This window comes from Pedobacter sp. B4419 (assembly GCF_059693725.1).
On sequence record NZ_JCASSL010000001.1, the window covers coordinates 338,568 to 354,812 of the forward strand.

Sequence of the window (16,245 nt, forward strand, 5' to 3'; positions counted from 1 at the left end):
ATTTCTGGCATCAATAAAACGGTTTTTTGGGAAGGAGCTTCAGCTTTTGTCCAATCATTTGGTAAATAAACTTGGCCAAGTCAATAAAAGACGTGTTTTTTAAAAAGCCGAAGCGTAAAAATATCCTGATCGTTGCGCCAAAGGGATAGCCCAAAATGTTCATCCTGAAAAAGAATACTTTCCTGTTTCGCCATTCGATGGCTTTTTTATGGCTGTCGGGAATATCGCCAATCGGCAAAATATCTTTCCATTTTTCAGATACCTTAATCGAATAATTTACCCAGTCTTTGTTTAGGCTACCCGACGAAAAATGTTCGATGAGCAAACCGTGATAAACGAATAGGCGGGAATGTTGCCCCACCTGCAGGCAAAAATCGAGATCGTAGCAATGGAACCTGTCGAAATTAAGCGCATCAAAGCTATTCTTCTTCAACACCTCTTTAGTTGTAAACAGGCATACGCCATCTAGCGTTTTAACCTCTACAAAAGACCCCGGTACACCATTGGATTCTAAAACAACATTATTGCGGTAGTGCTGAATTACATTGATATGATCGGTTTGGAATAGTGCTTGAGCCCAAATGCTTGGAAACTGCGACTTGAATGCAGATCCGGCAACGCCAACCAGGCCTACTTGGCTGTTTGTTTCAAAGAAACTGATGATTTCAGCGCCCCAGTTGGCAGACTTGATCAGCATATCTTCGTGCAAAAAACATACATATTGGAACTTTGCCTCCGATGCACCACGGTTGTAGGCCTCGCAGATTCCCATATTGGCAACAGTATTGTCTATTCTTATGATTTCGTAATCTACCCCAATGGTATCGGCAATGCTTTGCGATACCTGATTAAACAAATCACGATTAATTGAACAAATCACGATAGAAATCATGCTTTATATATTTCTCAAAAGTGTAGGTAACGGTGGGACACTGAATAGGGGAGGCAAAACGGTTTTCATTCAATAATTTGTTTTGCACCTTCAAATCCGGCTATTTCACCCTGTATTCCAATCGTATCGGTTACATCAAGAACATAATTACCGTTTTTTAACACCCGGGCTGCCGAAAATTCTATAGAGGTATTAAAGTTTGGAAAAAAGAGCGGTTTGCGTACCGAAGCAACTATTGCCTTGATGAGGCTCCTCAAACCTACTATTCTGCCGGGGTAAAGAAACACTTCGTTAAAAGTCTTCAGCAGAAAATCCTTGTAAAGCTGTTTGTTTTTTACAAAGTAGGCCCGGGTAGAAATGTTGCCTCTTTTGGTTTCAAAATCATATCCTCTTACCCTGAAATCAAATGATGCACCAAGGGTTTCCTTAAACGCCTTGTTGGGGTAATAACGGCCGCTTATCTTAAAAATAGGCTCATTGTTGGGCAGTTCATCAACAATAGCAAGCAGCATAAGCAATTCGTTTAAGCCTTTGTTTTCAAACTGGTATTGTTTGATGTGTGCTATTTCTACGTTCTCGAACTTTTTTTTGATGTTTGAAAAATCAAAATCTACTGAATTGTCGACTAAAATAATCTTGCTGAAATGATAGGCCTCCAGTTTTTCTAAGGTAAATAGGGTCTGCATTTCCCTATCGGCTACCGAAAGATAGCTTTTTAATTGCGCTCCATTTTGGAGGGGCTTGATGCAGGAAGAAACTATGGCTATCATTAATAACTAGGTTTTGATCAGTTTAGAAAGTTTAATGGAGGGGGCTTTTCTTTATTATTCACTAGCTGGATCTTATTTTGGCCAAGTAATACTGAAAAAGTCTTGCAAATTTCCAGCCCAGTGTTGTAGAAAGCTTGCGTGTAACCGGCCCGCCACTAATTGGCGCATAGCTATACCGGCCTAGCTTCACTACTTCATTATTTATTTCTTTATAAAGCGAAAGGTATCTCGGATAAGCGTCTATTGCAACAGAGATAAGTTGACGGGCAATGGCCAATTTTGCTTTTTCTCCATTGTTGTGTTTAAAGAGCCAGTTTTTTTTACTGACCACCGATTGATAGGAGTTAATCAACGACTTATGGCTTTTTAAGGAGCTCAGGCTTTTTTTGTTCGGAAATTTACGGTAATAGTTGAGCACGCCATCGGTATACCTGATGCCCTTGCTCGAAAGGAGTACCCTGCAAAAATATTCGCCATCTTCATCTGGGCATGGCGAGAGGCTGGTATCCCAAGGTCCCGCTACTTTGGCCACAGACATTGGAATTAAAAAGGTATTGGGCTGTATCATCGATCCACCCTTTCCGTTGCCTCCCCATAAGTTGATCAAAAATCCTGAAACGTCGGTTGTACTGTATAAAAAGCCATCCTCATAGGCAGATGGCTGCTGTGTTAAATGGTCTTGGTCAGCGTCGAAATGCACCGTACTACAAACCGCAACCTGATCGGGGTATTGAAGCAGTTCTGCTACCTGAATTTCGATCTTGTCTTTGCTCAGCAAATCGTCTGCATCCAAGTACTGTATAAAATCGCCTGTGGCCTTTTCCAGTCCAAGTTGTTTGGCACTACTGGCCCCACCGTTAGGTTGCGACAGCACTTTTATTTTTTCGTTGCCAAACTGCTTAAGCACATCTAACGTATCGTCTGTAGAGCCATCGTTTACCACTATGATTTCTAATTGGCTATACGTTTGTTCTACTACCGAATTGATGGTTTGTGCAATATGCGTAGCCGCATTATATGCTGGAATAATAACCGATACAAGTGGTTTGTTCATTAAACGTTGAGGTCTATTCTTTTTCTTGACAGCCACATATAAAAGCGCAACCCAAATATCTTTGAGGTATATTTTGCAAACTTAGAGCCATACACTTGCTTTATTTCAGATTGATACACCAATTGCAGGGCCCGATCGCTCAAGTCGAACATTTTCTGTCTATAAAAATAATTAGACAGGATAACTGCTTGTTCTCCGATGAGGTAATGGTATTTTTTGTCTAAAAGCTGTAGGTAGTTTTCAAAACAGGTCAGCCTATCGGCCAGGCACTTTGCCCAGTTAATGGCCGAAAACGAATCGCTTCTGGTAAGGTTGGTTACCAAGGCCTTGTCGGTACAGCTAAATTTTGCTCCTGCTATGGCCAGCCGCACATGTAGGTCGGGGTCTTCGTTTCCGCGGATGTCTTGCCTAAAGCCTCCAATTTGCTGCAACAATTTTGTAGGGTAGCACCCAATAATGGCAAAGCCGTTGTGCTTTAAGAAGTAAGCAATAGGATCTGCTTTTATCTCTGACTGGCTATACCGAACCAATGATTCGGCATTTATTCCATCAAGGTCTATTACCTGCATGTTGGAGAGGATGCAGGTTTGGTCAGGAACCTCTTGGCGATCAATTAATTCTTGTACTGTTGCTACAAAATGTGGCGAAATCAGATCGTCCGAATCATGGAAATGGATCCATCTGGTGGTAGTAGCTTCGATCAGCCTGTTTCTTGCATAAGCTGGCCCTTTGTTTTGATCGCCTGCTATTACCTTGGCTCCAAGAGCTGTAGCTACTGCCACGGTATCGTCGGTGCTGCCATCGTCATAGCAGATAATTTCGTCAAAAGGAACGGTTTGTGCATTAATTCCCTCAAAAAGCTTTGGCAGGTGTTTGGCCGAATTGTAGCAAGGAATTAATATCGATAAGCTATTTAACGCCATGGTTGAGGTCTTCTCCATATTTTTCTGATCAACGAAAATATTTTGTCGTAGGCCAGGTACTTTATTCTCAGGTAGCTTCGTGCTTGTGGTGGCGGACCATACCGCTGCTCAATGCGTATGCCATCCTCGCGCCAGGCGACCTTCCATTTTTCGTCGTTTGATTTGGCTTCGTCGTGATGCCTGTACACGCCTAATGGCTTACGAATGTATTTCTTTTTCACGCCTTTCAACATCCTGATCCATAGCTCGCCGTCTACATTGCATTTCATCTCTTCCCATATTTCTTGGTGTATGCGGCTGTCCCAGAAAGCCGAATGTGAAGCAATCAGCCCACCGAACCTTAAAAAGTCGTCGATTACATAGTTGGCATCGGTATAAGAAAGCACCTTTTTTTCGCTAAGGTCTAACGAATCGCCATAGTAAAACTGGTATTTGCTGGGTGCGTAGGCCTTTGCAAGAGCTTTGAAAGTATGAGGTAGATAATAGTCATCGCTATTCATCCAACCATAAATGTCTCCCGTAGCCTTTCTAAAGCCTTTGTTTATGGCGTTTCCCTGCCCGCCGTCTTTCTCAGAAACCCAATAAGCCAAACGATCCTTGTATTTTTCGAGAATGGCCAAAGTATTGTCTGTGCTGCCACCGTCAATCACAATGTATTCGAGGTTTGGATAGCCTTGGTTCAAAACAGACAGAATCGTTTCTTCAATAAATTCGCCTTGGTTATAGCTGGGCGTAACAATTGATATTTTGGGATATTGCTTATTCAAATCTGTTGCTTGATCTTTAAAATCAGTTTGTATTTTTTATTGACCTGAAAATTATATTTTAAATACCTACCCGCTAAAAGCCACCAAGCATTTAGGTTTACAATTTCTATACGGCCTTCGGTTTTGCCTAATAACAATCCCAGATGCAAAAGGGCGTATTTTATTGAACGGCCAAAATAAAAAATACTCTTATTGAGCCAATAGAACCTATGTAAAGGTCTGTTGTTGTTCAAGGCCCGCTCGTAAAGCCCTAAAAAGATAGAGGCATGGGCAAACCCCAAATGCAGTTTTTTGAGGTAGGGCCAAGTTAACCTGTTGTCGGTTAAAAAGTGCTTAAAACCTAGTTTTTCACTGTACAATATTTTGTAGCCCAGTAGCCTTATGCGCAAACATATTTCAGAATCGCCACCTGATGACAGCTCTGTTCCCTTTCTATCACTCAATAGAAGGGGCAAGGCATTAAAGGGCTTGCTTATCAGCACATCTTTTCTGATGGCCATGCCTGCGCCATATACACTGTTCAAGTAGCCTTCTTCAGGCAACTGTTTTCCTACGGCATAACCATGGCAAAAACGATCGAACCACCACGGCTTTTGATGCTCGAATACGGCTTGACCTGTACCTCCAATTATAGCTATTGATGGATCGTTATTAAAATATTCGATAACCGTTTCTAGATAGTTTTCGTCAAGCCAATTGTCGTCGTCGCAAAAAATAATATAATCATATTGGGAATGCTCAATTCCTGCTTTTCTGGCACTGCTTAAACCAGCTATTGGCTCGTACACAACAACAAGGGGCATGGGTGCATTTACACGGTCCCAAATAGCTTTTGCAATGGCAACGGTCTGGTCTGTCGAGTTGTTGTCAACTAGCACTACTTCGGCCGAAGTAGTAGGCTGTGGACTTTGTTTGGCCAAGTGAAGCAAAGTCTGCTCAATTTTTTTTTCGCTATTATAGCAACATATAATGACGGAAATGCCTGTGTTCATTTAAGCTTTGATGAGGAATAGGTCATGGTATCAACCTGTATCCATCCTTCCGGATAGATATTGGGAGGCAAAGTTTCTTTAATATGAAAGCCCAAGAAATACCTTGGGCAATAAACAATTTTATTGGGCTTTTTATTTAAGTATGCACCCCACCAACTGAATGTACTGTTGCTCAGCACACAGATATCGGCATGCATAAGATGCTGCAGGTCGGTTATTTCATTATCCCGAGAAATATGCTTGTTCGAAACATAGCCAAATTCCTTTTCCATAAAAGCTATGTCATCTCCAACAAATAAAAAATAAGGGTTTTGATGGGCTTCGCTAATTTTGGCTATTAGCTGATGGTAATAGGAAGGGGGAAGGGTCAAATTTTCATGGCCTGCGTTTAAAATAGCAAGATGCTGATAATCCGTTCTTCTGATGTGTACTGCCACTATTTTTTCTCCATTGGGAGCCAATTGTTTTTTTTTTTTCTGATAGTCGAGTCTAATTTCTTCTTTGAGATTCAATTTTTGTCTAATTTCTTCTTTATCAGGCTCGAAGAAAAGAGCCGACTGAAAATAGCCCTCTAATAAAACACCATTTCTTAATTGCTGATTTACGTCGCTTATCCTTGCATTGAATGAAAAAGAGTAGAGGTTCTTCTTTCCAAAAAAAAGGCTTGCCATCAATTTGTAGAAATATGTTCTTAGGTAGTAGCTGAAAAAATTCTTATAACCCTTTATTGAAAATAAATGCTTGTCTAAAAAAGCAAAAGTACCTGTTGTAACTTCAAAATACTTTGGCAAGCTACATGGCTCTATTTTTTGGTCGAGGTAGAAGCTTGTTGAAAATTTTTTGGACAAATGATAAGCAAAGGCATATTGAAAAAGCTGATTGCCTAAACGGCCATTTAAGACTATGCTAATCATTTAACGCCATTGCTGATATTGGGTCAGAAATCCATCCTTTTTAGCAAAAAGCACATCGCATTGACCTAGAGCTCCGTCATAAGGCCTTCTTGAAAATCCTGCGAAGTCATAAAGTACGTAGCCTTTTGATTCCATAAAGGCAACCACCTCTGAAAAAACAGGCATATCCTCAAATTTAAAAAGGGCAACTTCTAAAATAAATATCTCTGTATTTCCAAACAAATCAGATGCTCCTTTGAGCGCTTCTATTTCAAAGCCTTGGATGTCTAACTTAACCAGGTTCGGAACTTCTATTGTATGCTCGCTGATGATGGAATTGATGGTTCTGATCGGAACCACTCTTTTTTCGGTTGCATAGCTAAAAAAATCTTGTTCCTTAGGTACAAACGAGCTGCCAGCTTTATCATCCCAAATGGTTAGGGTTAGCGATTGATTGGCACTCCCAGCTCCGCACAAGAAATACTTAGAACCAGGATTTGCTTCGCAAAAATTCTTCAGGTCGGGTTCCATCTCGATTTGTGGCTCTATCAGGTAAAAAATAGAATCCCTGAAAATTGCTTTGGCCATTTTGCTCCAATCTGCATGGTTGGCACCAACATCGAGAATGGTATTGCTATGAAAACCTCGTGCAACCAAATCTTCCAATACTTGGCTAAAACTTGCGTGTGGAGGCCTGTTTGTAGAACCGGCATGGGCCGGAACGATCTTGTTGATTTCGTAGCCAAGTTTTTGCAGCGATTTTTTGAGTAGGATTTTCAACATTAGAAATTATTGAGCACAGTGCATATCGTTTTTATATCATCAATAGTAAGTGCATTTGAAATGGGAAGACTTAATGTTGTTTGATGGATCAATTCTGATATCGGAAATGAATAACCCTCAAAAAATGATTGGTAGGCCACTTGGTGATGTGGCGCAATAGGGTAGTGTATTTCTGTTTTGATGCCTTTTTCCAATAGATAAGATTTAAGCTTATCGCGTTTGGTGGTGCGGATGTTAAAAATATGGTGAACATCTGCAAGGCCATCTTGCAACACAGGTAAAATAAGCTTTTGGTTTTTTAAATGCTCAAAATAGGTGTTGGCCAAATTCTTCTTATGTGCGTTGTCTGAATCTAGTTTTTTAAGCTTTACAGCTAAAAAAATGGCTTGCAATTCATCAAGACGGCTATTGTTGCCAAGGTAATCGTTATGATATTTTTGATGAGAACCATAGTTTCTTAGCGCTCTGAGCTTGTTGGCCATCTCGTCGCTGTCTGTAATAATGGCACCTGCGTCGCCTAGTGCGCCAAGATTTTTGGTGGGATAGAAGCTATAGGCCCCAAATAGTCCCCAAGTGCCAACCTTTTTACCTTTAACATGTGCGCCATGTGCCTGTGCACAGTCTTCGATAATAGGCAATTTGTAAGCTGTTGCAATTTCGGTGATGGCTTCCATTTCGCAGGGTTTGCCATATAAATGCACCACCATAATAGCCTTGGTGTTACCATTTATCGCTTTTGTGATTAATTTGGGGTCGATGTTATAGGTATCGATTTTTGGCTCGACCAAAACAGGCTTTAGGCCTGCATTGATGATGCTAAGGATAGTTGCAATGTAAGTATTTGAAGGCACCAGTACCTCTGCTCCCTTCGGCAAGTCTAGAGCTACTAGTGAGAGGTAAAGAGCATCGAGGCCCGAAGCTAAGCCTACACAGTGTTTTGAACCACAGTATTGCGCAAACTCTTCTTCAAACTGCTTTACCTGTTGGCCTAAAATGTACCAGCCACTTTCTAAAAATGTATCTAATGCTGCTCTATAAGCCTCCTCGTAGGGCTTGTTTACAAGCCTTAAATTCTCGTATTCTATCATGGATAAGGTTCGTAGATGTAATCTTCAGGATCGAAATAAGCCGAAGCAAGTACCATTAAAATCGCATCTTCGCTAAACTGGTCCATCGTATGCCAATCTTCTGGTTTAAGTATCAGGCATTTGTGTGGTTCGTCTAGTACAAAATATTCATGTTGGAACCTATTATTGCTATAGATTCTGCAGGTGCCTTGGATGCATATAGCGGCTTGTATGGTCTGGTGATGTCTGTGCCCACCTCTTACCGATTTGTCGACGCCATAAATGTAAAATATTCTTTTGATGTCAAATGGAATAACCTTCTCAATAACCGTTAAATTTCCTCTGTTATCGGTAAAGGTCTTAAGATTGATAAGTTCAGGCATTTAGTTTTCTTTTGATGTAATAATAGGCTCTTTTTATCAGCTTAATATTGAAGAAATGGGCCGAGTGGCCTAACGCCACGGCTCCTAACTCAATTTCCCAAATATGATTAAACCATGTTCTTGTCTCTTTCGAATTGTTATATCTGCCTATACTTTTGTCGTTTACCGAATAAAGGGCCTTATTATGACCAATTAGGTTTCGAAGGTATCTTTTGTAAATGGTCTTTATCTCGTCCGAAATTTCTGAAAGCCCATATAAAGCAATACCATGTTCTATAATGTTGCCATAGATACGCAGGTGATGAAAATGATAATAGATTAAAGGATGGCCATTTGCCAACACCTTGCCTTTTTTAGAACTAAATTTGGTGTCTTTTATATTCCAAGGGGCCCTACCACAAGTTTTAAGTGCTATATCTTGGATATGATCAAAGTTGCCTTTCCAAAAATCAAGGTATTTTTGATCAGCAAAATAGCCATTATTGGGATCTAACACATCGTTGCACCAGGTAATGCATTTTGTTTTCCAATCGTTTAGTACATCGAATGCATTTGCCGTGCGTGGGAAAGACTGAAAGCTTACATTGTACAACCCATATTCTTCAAGGTGCTTTAGGTTAGAAGAAAAATCGTGAGGGGTAATCAGTATGTCTTCTGGCTGGTAATGGTTGAAAATGGTTGTTGGATCTGCATAAAAGTAGATGTCGGCATCTAGGGAGGTAATCCTATCGCATTCATGATTTTCGAGGATATAGAGTGGCAAAATTGGGCTTAAGGTAAAATAATATTCTATTTTGCTTCTGTTGGCTTTTGCCTCGGCCAAATCGGTGAAATGACTTTCTACCTCACTTAATGTGATAATTTGAACATTGCTGTGGTCCAATTCCTTAAAATAGGAAATAGTGTCCTCATCCAATGCTAATACATACAGCTTAAAATTGCCCGAAACCGTTTTGCACAGCGAATCAAGCAAACATAAACCTCTGCTAAGGTAATTGTAATCAAAAAGTGTGGCAAAATGCAACATTAGCTTTTAACCGCCTCTACAAATAGAGAATCTGGCTTTCTGGGTTCGCCATTCTTGTCGTCCAAATGGAATTCGTTCCAATCGGTAATGCCACTTTCAAACGCAGTTGTTATCTTAAAGTCTTCAAAGCCGATAGATCTCAAAAGGTGACTTAGCGAATACCTATCATACATCCATTGATGAATTTCTCCTTGTAGCCTAAACCTTCCAATATTTTCAATCTTGAGCTGTTCGTTTGTTTTCTTGAAAGGATTCAGTCTTCTTATAATTGCTTTAACCAGCTGAACGGGTGTTCTTTTTTTCTTTTTTGGAGCAGCTCCTTTAGGCTGATTGACAAAATACTTCCTTATGGCCCGGCCTTCTTCACCAATTCGTTCAAAAACAAACTGTTCGTTAATAATTTGATCCTGAAAAAGATAATTAGCCATTTCGCCTCCGCCATGGTTTCTTACCGTTTGGTCGTACATTTCAATTAGCATCCAATTGTAATTGGCACGTAGATGTTCGTCGGTTTCATTGGCCATACCCTGTTCCAAAAAACTGAGGTAGAGTCTGGCAATCTGCTCTAGATCAGGAATTGCAATTCTGATGATACCACCAGATTTTAATACCCTATAGCATTCCTTTATAAAGTTAAAACCATCGGCTTTTGTAAAATGCTCTAATACATGAGAATGATATACTACATCGAAAGAACCATCATTTGCAGGAATGCCTTGTAGCAGATTATGGGCAATAACACCCTCACCAGTACTTACAAAATCGATGTTGGTCCACCGGGTGTCACTAGAAAAATAATGGCCACAGCCTAGGTTGAGGTATTTCATTTTTTTAGAATTAATCCGTCCCAGTAAATCTTTGTTCTATCTAGGATCATAGTTTCGGTGTAGCCACTGTCAAACTTGCCTAAAAGCCGATATTCTTTGGTAAACTGTGCAATCAGGTGTTTCGGCTCAAAGAACCAACATGGGTAGCTTGCCTGATAGATGTATGCCGGCACCGACTGCAGACAAACCACATCTTGATCTGCCTCTATAAAAGCAGTTCTATCTATAATGATATATGGTATATCGTAGGCGATAAACTTTTCTATCCAATCATAAGGACGCTCCAGGTATTGGATTACGCTACTCAGCAAAAGTACATGGGGTGTGTTTTCTTTTAAGCAATCTTCTATCGTATAATAGAATTTTAGTTGATCGTTCTCAAAATTTTCCTGCCCGCATTTTACAAAATGAGACTGTTCTATAATACACCATTTTAACGATTTTAAATTGCTTAAAAAATCTCTGTTCTGAAAATAAGAGCTTCCCAACGAACCTCCAAAATCAATTACGCAAAGTTCACTGTTGTGTTCTAGGGCTGCCTTTTGCAGGCCTGCCAATAATCCCCAACTATATTGTATCTCGTCAAATAATACCGAGTCACGTTCATAAGCGGCATGGCCATCCCTTACTTTGAGCAAGGCAGCTTTGCATTTTTCTAATATATGCTGATCATCATAACCCAATGCATCTGCCTTAGCCGTCTGCCAGCTTGGATAAGATTTGAACCAAACAAATTCCTTTGGCTTAAAAAGTATTCGTTTGATTTTGCGTAAAGCCCTTTTAGCTAAATTTGCCATGGTCGACATTTATTTTAAGAAAGAAGGGGCAATGATCGATCCTAACCTAGGCGAATAAGGAAATGTTCTTTCCGGCATTGGCGAATCGAATATCTCAAAACCCATCTGGTTGTCTATCCAGTCATATGGTTCAGATTCACTGGCGCCCATCCATGCATAAAATACATATTGGTCTGGTATAAGGTAGTTGAGCTCAACTTCGCATTGGTACGCTTTAGAGGTATCGTCAAAAGTGACAAATTGCTTTAGCACAGGATAGGCTTCCATAATAATGATGCCTAGGCTGTTTCTTATGCCAAACCCAACAAATGCCGGAGCTGTATTTTCAACTTGGTTTACCCTAAAATGAACAGATAGCTTGTGTGAAGGTTGGCTTCCTTCGAGTGCTATTTTGATAGAAACAAACCCAGGTTTGGCTAATGGTTCATTGCGTTCCCAATGAGCCGTGAGGTATTGGGCCTGCTTATTTTGGTAATAGTTGATAGCTTTGTTTACATCGCCCGTCATAGACATTTTGCCGTGCTCCAGCACTATGCCTTTGGTACAAAGCTCTAAAATAGCATGCATATTATGGCTCACAAACAGCACTGTCCTGCCTTCGCCCTTGCTCACTTCGCCCATTTTGCCTAAGCACTTCTTTTGAAACTCAGCATCGCCAACGGCAAGTACTTCGTCCACAATTAGAATTTCACTTTCTAAATGCGCCGCTACGGCAAAGGCCAAGCGTACATACATGCCGCTGCTGTAACGTTTCACGGGTGTATCCAAATAGCGCTCGATACCAGCAAAAGCAACAATTTCATCCAGCTTACGGGCAATTTCTTTTTTGCGCATGCCCAAAATGGCGCCATTTAAAAAAATGTTTTCACGGCCACTGAGTTCGGGATGAAAGCCGGTACCAACTTCTAACAAGCTGGCAATACGTCCCCGTCCGGAAATTTTTCCAGTAGTAGGTGCTGTAACCCTGCTCAGTATTTTTAGCAAAGTGCTCTTGCCGGCGCCGTTTCTGCCAATAATTCCTACTGCATCACCTTGCTCAATTTCAAAGTTGATGTCTTTTAAACTCCAGACTATGTCACTTTTGCTCTTGGTGTTTTGGTCGTTGGTTTCGCCTATTTTTAAGAAAGGATCTTCTTTGCCTCTAATACGGGCATACCAGCGTTCCAAATCGCGACTAATGGTTCCAGTGCCTATTTGGCCCAATTGATAAGCCTTGCTGAGGTTTTCTACTTTAATAGCTATGTTCGACATGGATGATTATACAGTGTCTACAAAATTCTTTTCTACCTTGTTAAAAATGATTATTCCAATGATAAGAATTACAAGGGTTAGGGCGGAGGTATAACCGAGGTAAGCCCAGCTAAAAGAGCCACTCCCCAAAAATCCATACCTGAATGTTTCGATGAGACTCGTCATAGGGTTAAATTCTATTAACCAACTATATTTTGGATATTTTTCAATAGCAGTAGATAGGGGATAGATCACAGTGGTTGCATACATCAGTAACTGCACACCAAAACCGATCAAAAAGGAAAGGTCGCGGTATTTGGTGGTCAGGGCCGAAATGATCATGCCCAATCCCAATCCCAGTAAAGCCATCAAAACTAATATCAAGGGGAACAACAATATGGCCCAATTCGGTTCGAAATGTGCTCCATTGAAGGCATAATAAGCCATAAATAGAAAGAACAAAATCAATTGTACGCCAAAACGAACCAGATTGCTCACCACAATGCTCAACGGCATGATCAGCCTTGGGAAATATACTTTGCCAAAGATGCCTGCATTGTCTTTGAATACCGAAGATGTTTTGGTCAAGCAATCTGCAAAATAATTCCAGGCAGTAATACCAGCCATATAAAATAAAGGCTTTGGCAATCCATCTGTTGATATTCCTGCCAAGTTGCCAAATATAAACGTGAAAATGATGGTGGTAAATAAGGGCTGAATGAAAAACCAAAGTGGCCCCAGTATAGTTTGTTTATAGAAAGAAACAAAGTCTCTTCTTACCAAAAGCACTAGTAAATCTCGATAGGCCCAAACTTCGCGTAGCTTCAGGTCTAACAGATTATTAGAGGGGGCAATTTCCCAGGTTTCCTGTGTTTTGTTCATCAGTTGATGGTCTTGGTTGCCCCATTTAGTATGAGGTTCTTGATGCTGTTTCGATAATTCTCGTAATTGAAAGTTTCAAATACCTTTTGCTGTAATTTCATTTTTTGTTCCTGGTTAGGCAAAGCCACCAAAATTTTATTCAATGTAGTTTCTATTTCGTCTAGATTGTCAGGATCTACTAAAGAACCCAACTTGCCATTTTGAAGTGCGTCTACACTACCATCTTTGTTGCCAGCTACTACACTGAGGCCACTGGCTATTGCCTCTATAAAAACGATACCGAAGCCTTCCTTTTTGCTGGGCATTACAAAAATGTCGGACAGCAGGAAATGATCCGTAATTTCTGCTTCATCAACGAAGCCAATCAGTTTGATATGATCTCTAATCTGATGCTCGTCCATCAATTTTTCCAGTCTTTGGTGTTCTTCTTCATCCGATTTCCCGGCAAGCAAATAGACCAAATTTGGATTTTCCTTCACCAAGCGAGGCAAAATGGCGATGGTGTTGTCGTAGCCTTTGTATTTCTCGGTTGAAACTAACCTCGAAAGGCTCATCAAGATTACTTGATCCTTGTGAAGGCCATACCTGTGCAATAAGGATTCTGGTTTTGAAAAACTTGAGGGAAAATGGTAAAAAGGATCTAAACAATTGTTTAGCACTTCAATTTTTTCAGCACTTATATGATTTACACTTTTGATCTGCGCTGCTGTAAAATGACTAACTGCTATGATTTTATCTAATCGATTAAGTGCTTTTATTTTGGCTTCGGGTAGTTTTCTCCAAATTTCAATGCCATGTGCAATCAGGTAAACCTTGGTTGATGGACTGAATCTTTTAATGAGATAGGCTACAGAAAGCAGGTTGATATGGCTTAATATCACCACATCTGATTTGAGGCCTTTGAGAATAGACTTGATGACAAATAGTTTTCGATTGCCACCAAAACCTCTATACTGTTGCTTTTTCAGATACCTCGAATCTCTATCATAGCTGAGGTCATACATGCAGTAGGTAATCGGTTCAATCAGTTCTTCTTCGCCCAGGTCATAAAGCGACCTGCAGATAATGCGACATACCTTTTCAATTCCACCAGTAAATCCAAAAACTTTTAAGGTTAAAAAAAGTATTTTTTTAGGAGGCATTAAATACTTTGTAAAGTGCAAAGGCCGATGACCAATGCAATTTATTTTGATTAAAGGCCTGCATCAAATTTTTGGCCTTTTTGTTTTGGTAATGATCAGGAGAAGATATTTCCTTGTTTTTCCTAATCCATTCTTGAAAGGGAAAGGTAAAACCCATTTTAGACCTGTTCCAGATTTGTGTCGGGAGTTTGTCTTTATAGGCCTCTATCAACAGTCTTTTCTTTTGGGTTTCGCCAAAACGAATAGATGGATGGATAGAACTTACCAGTTTAATAAAGTTTACATCCAAAAATGGCACCCTAACTTCAACACCATGGCTCATACTCATGAAATCGGTGTCTTTGAGCAACTGGTTCTGCATGTACATGTTCATCTCAAACCAACTTGCCCTTTCTTCGTCATTTAAATAACGGATGCTATCGTTCAATGGGATGTTTTGGAGACAATTGATTACCGTTTGTACATCTAACTCAAGTAATTCGGCGATTACATCGGGCGTATAAAGCCCGCGGAGGCATAAATATTCGCCAACAGGCGATTGAAAGCTTAAATAATATAAACGCTTAAGCTTGGTGTTTTTTAAAAATCTGGCCGATTTGATCAATTCTTTGCTCAAAGAACCTAGGTTCTGAATTTTTCTGATCCGATCAAAAGAGGGATAGCCCCCAAACAGTTCATCGGCGCCCAAACCAGATAGCACTGATTTTATTCCGTTTTCTTTGGCACATTTGCAGATAAACCAGGTGTTGATGCCATCATTTGTCGGTTGATCCATATGTGCCAATACCGTTTCAAAGTTGTACACAAAATCGCGATAGGTGATGATGTGTTCGTGGCTATTTGCCGAAACACGTTCTGAAATTGTTTTTCGATGGCTACTTTCAGAAAAATCTATTTCGTTGAAATTAGCTGATATCGAAGTCAAATTCCCTTTGGTATAAGCATCCGCCAGCACCGTAATAATAGAAGAATCTAGCCCCCCGCTAAATAATACGCCAATGCTGGTGTCCGAAATGAGCTGCAACTTGATCGCCTTAGTGAGTTCTTCTCTAATTTTGGAAATGGCTTCATTTTCATCGATGATAGCTATTGCAGCGTTTAGTTCAAAATAAGAATGGATTTTAAAAGACCCATCACTAAGCTCGTATTTTAAGAAACTTCCCTTTGGCAGAGTATATATATTTTTAAGGGTCGTAAACGGTTCTGGAATATGTCCGAAAGCCAAGTAATAGATCTTCCAGTTTTCGTTTTCGTTAAAGTTAAATCCAGAATGGGCAAAAGCTTTTACTTCAGAGGCAAATACCAATTGGTTAATATTTGCATTGTAGTAAAGAGGTTTTACACCGCTGTGGTCTCTTACCAGGTAAACACAGTTTTTTGTTTTATCGTGCAGGCAAAAGGCAAAAATCCCGTTGAATTTTTCAAAGGCACTTTCGCCCCAAAATTCATAAGCCTTGATAATAACCTCCGTGTCTGATTCTGTTTTGAATTGGAGGCCTTGCTTCAGCAACTCAGCTCTTAACACTTTGAAATTGTAGATTTCACCATTATAAGCAATTACAATTTGCCCATTGTCGCTAAACATTGGCTGGTGCCCAGCCTCGCTAAGGTCCAGTATAGAAAGTCTTCTGTTTCCTAAAGAAACCTTTGATACTTCATCTACCACAACCCCAAAATCATCTGGTCCTCCGTGCTTCATGCTTTCGCACATTGAACCGACCTGGTTTTGTAATTGATAAACAGAAAGATTTTTGGCAACGATACCGGCAATTCTACACATATAGGGGGTGGTTTCACAAGTGTAGGCAAAAGGTGT

At 40.2% G+C, this 16,245-nt stretch carries 17 protein-coding genes; all 17 read right to left on the reverse strand.

All coding sequences use genetic code 11. The features are described 5' to 3' along the window. Positions 1-10: 10 nt before the first annotated feature. The 17 genes from AC570H_RS01300 to asnB all read right to left on the reverse strand — a co-directional run bounded on the left by AC570H_RS01300 (position 11) and on the right by asnB (position 16,209). Positions 11-892 carry a glycosyltransferase gene (locus AC570H_RS01300; protein ID WP_497350903.1) on the reverse strand — a complete coding sequence of 294 codons (882 nt, stop codon included), beginning with the start codon at positions 890-892 and terminating at the stop codon, positions 11-13. A gap of 65 nt (positions 893-957) precedes the next feature. Further along, positions 958-1,662, reverse strand: coding sequence for a hypothetical protein (locus AC570H_RS01305; RefSeq protein ID WP_497350905.1), 705 nt, complete (start codon positions 1,660-1,662; stop codon positions 958-960). Between the two features lie 61 nt (positions 1,663-1,723). Beyond that, a complete protein-coding gene (locus tag AC570H_RS01310) occupies positions 1,724-2,716 on the reverse strand; it encodes a glycosyltransferase family 2 protein (RefSeq protein ID WP_497350907.1) in 993 nt (330 codons plus the stop codon). Beyond that, complete coding sequence (locus AC570H_RS01315; RefSeq protein ID WP_497350909.1) at positions 2,716-3,657, reverse strand: glycosyltransferase; 942 nt, start codon at positions 3,655-3,657, stop codon at positions 2,716-2,718. Before AC570H_RS01315 ends, AC570H_RS01310 begins: the two co-directional genes overlap by 1 nt. Continuing rightward, positions 3,630-4,406: a glycosyltransferase family 2 protein gene (locus AC570H_RS01320; RefSeq protein WP_497350911.1), complete on the reverse strand. Its 777-nt coding sequence runs from the start codon at positions 4,404-4,406 to the stop codon at positions 3,630-3,632. Before AC570H_RS01320 ends, AC570H_RS01315 begins: the two co-directional genes overlap by 28 nt. After that, positions 4,403-5,398, reverse strand: a complete 996-nt coding sequence (locus AC570H_RS01325) for a glycosyltransferase family 2 protein (protein ID WP_497350913.1) — start codon at positions 5,396-5,398, stop codon at positions 4,403-4,405. Before AC570H_RS01325 ends, AC570H_RS01320 begins: the two co-directional genes overlap by 4 nt. Continuing rightward, positions 5,395-6,312 (reverse strand): alpha-1,2-fucosyltransferase, encoded by a 918-nt coding sequence (locus AC570H_RS01330; RefSeq protein WP_497350915.1) that lies wholly within the window; start codon positions 6,310-6,312, stop codon positions 5,395-5,397. Before AC570H_RS01330 ends, AC570H_RS01325 begins: the two co-directional genes overlap by 4 nt. Beyond that, positions 6,313-7,074 (reverse strand): FkbM family methyltransferase, encoded by a 762-nt coding sequence (locus AC570H_RS01335; protein WP_497350917.1) that lies wholly within the window; start codon positions 7,072-7,074, stop codon positions 6,313-6,315. It abuts the gene before it with no gap. Continuing rightward, positions 7,074-8,162 (reverse strand): DegT/DnrJ/EryC1/StrS family aminotransferase, encoded by a 1,089-nt coding sequence (locus AC570H_RS01340; protein ID WP_497350919.1) that lies wholly within the window; start codon positions 8,160-8,162, stop codon positions 7,074-7,076. The genes AC570H_RS01335 and AC570H_RS01340 overlap by 1 nt, the downstream gene beginning before the upstream one ends. Further along, on the reverse strand, positions 8,159-8,524 hold the full coding sequence (locus AC570H_RS01345; RefSeq protein ID WP_497350921.1) for a sugar 3,4-ketoisomerase: 366 nt from the start codon (positions 8,522-8,524) through the stop codon (positions 8,159-8,161). The genes AC570H_RS01340 and AC570H_RS01345 overlap by 4 nt, the downstream gene beginning before the upstream one ends. Then, positions 8,517-9,551: a hypothetical protein gene (locus AC570H_RS01350; protein WP_497350923.1), complete on the reverse strand. Its 1,035-nt coding sequence runs from the start codon at positions 9,549-9,551 to the stop codon at positions 8,517-8,519. Before AC570H_RS01350 ends, AC570H_RS01345 begins: the two co-directional genes overlap by 8 nt. After that, positions 9,551-10,378: a class I SAM-dependent methyltransferase gene (locus AC570H_RS01355; protein ID WP_497350925.1), complete on the reverse strand. Its 828-nt coding sequence runs from the start codon at positions 10,376-10,378 to the stop codon at positions 9,551-9,553. Before AC570H_RS01355 ends, AC570H_RS01350 begins: the two co-directional genes overlap by 1 nt. After that, complete coding sequence (locus AC570H_RS01360; RefSeq protein ID WP_497350927.1) at positions 10,375-11,175, reverse strand: methyltransferase, TIGR04325 family; 801 nt, start codon at positions 11,173-11,175, stop codon at positions 10,375-10,377. The genes AC570H_RS01355 and AC570H_RS01360 overlap by 4 nt, the downstream gene beginning before the upstream one ends. 9 nt (positions 11,176-11,184) lie before the next feature. After that, positions 11,185-12,426 carry an ABC transporter ATP-binding protein gene (locus tag AC570H_RS01365; protein WP_497350929.1) on the reverse strand — a complete coding sequence of 414 codons (1,242 nt, stop codon included), beginning with the start codon at positions 12,424-12,426 and terminating at the stop codon, positions 11,185-11,187. A gap of 6 nt (positions 12,427-12,432) precedes the next feature. Beyond that, a complete protein-coding gene (locus AC570H_RS01370) occupies positions 12,433-13,287 on the reverse strand; it encodes an ABC transporter permease (protein ID WP_497350931.1) in 855 nt (284 codons plus the stop codon). Further along, positions 13,287-14,429: a glycosyltransferase family 4 protein gene (locus tag AC570H_RS01375; RefSeq protein ID WP_497350933.1), complete on the reverse strand. Its 1,143-nt coding sequence runs from the start codon at positions 14,427-14,429 to the stop codon at positions 13,287-13,289. The genes AC570H_RS01370 and AC570H_RS01375 overlap by 1 nt, the downstream gene beginning before the upstream one ends. Next, the gene (gene asnB / locus AC570H_RS01380) at positions 14,419-16,209 is read right to left on the reverse strand and encodes an asparagine synthase (glutamine-hydrolyzing) (protein WP_497350935.1); all 1,791 of its coding nucleotides are present in this window, start codon (positions 16,207-16,209) and stop codon (positions 14,419-14,421) included. The genes AC570H_RS01375 and asnB overlap by 11 nt, the downstream gene beginning before the upstream one ends. Positions 16,210-16,245 lie beyond the last annotated feature (36 nt).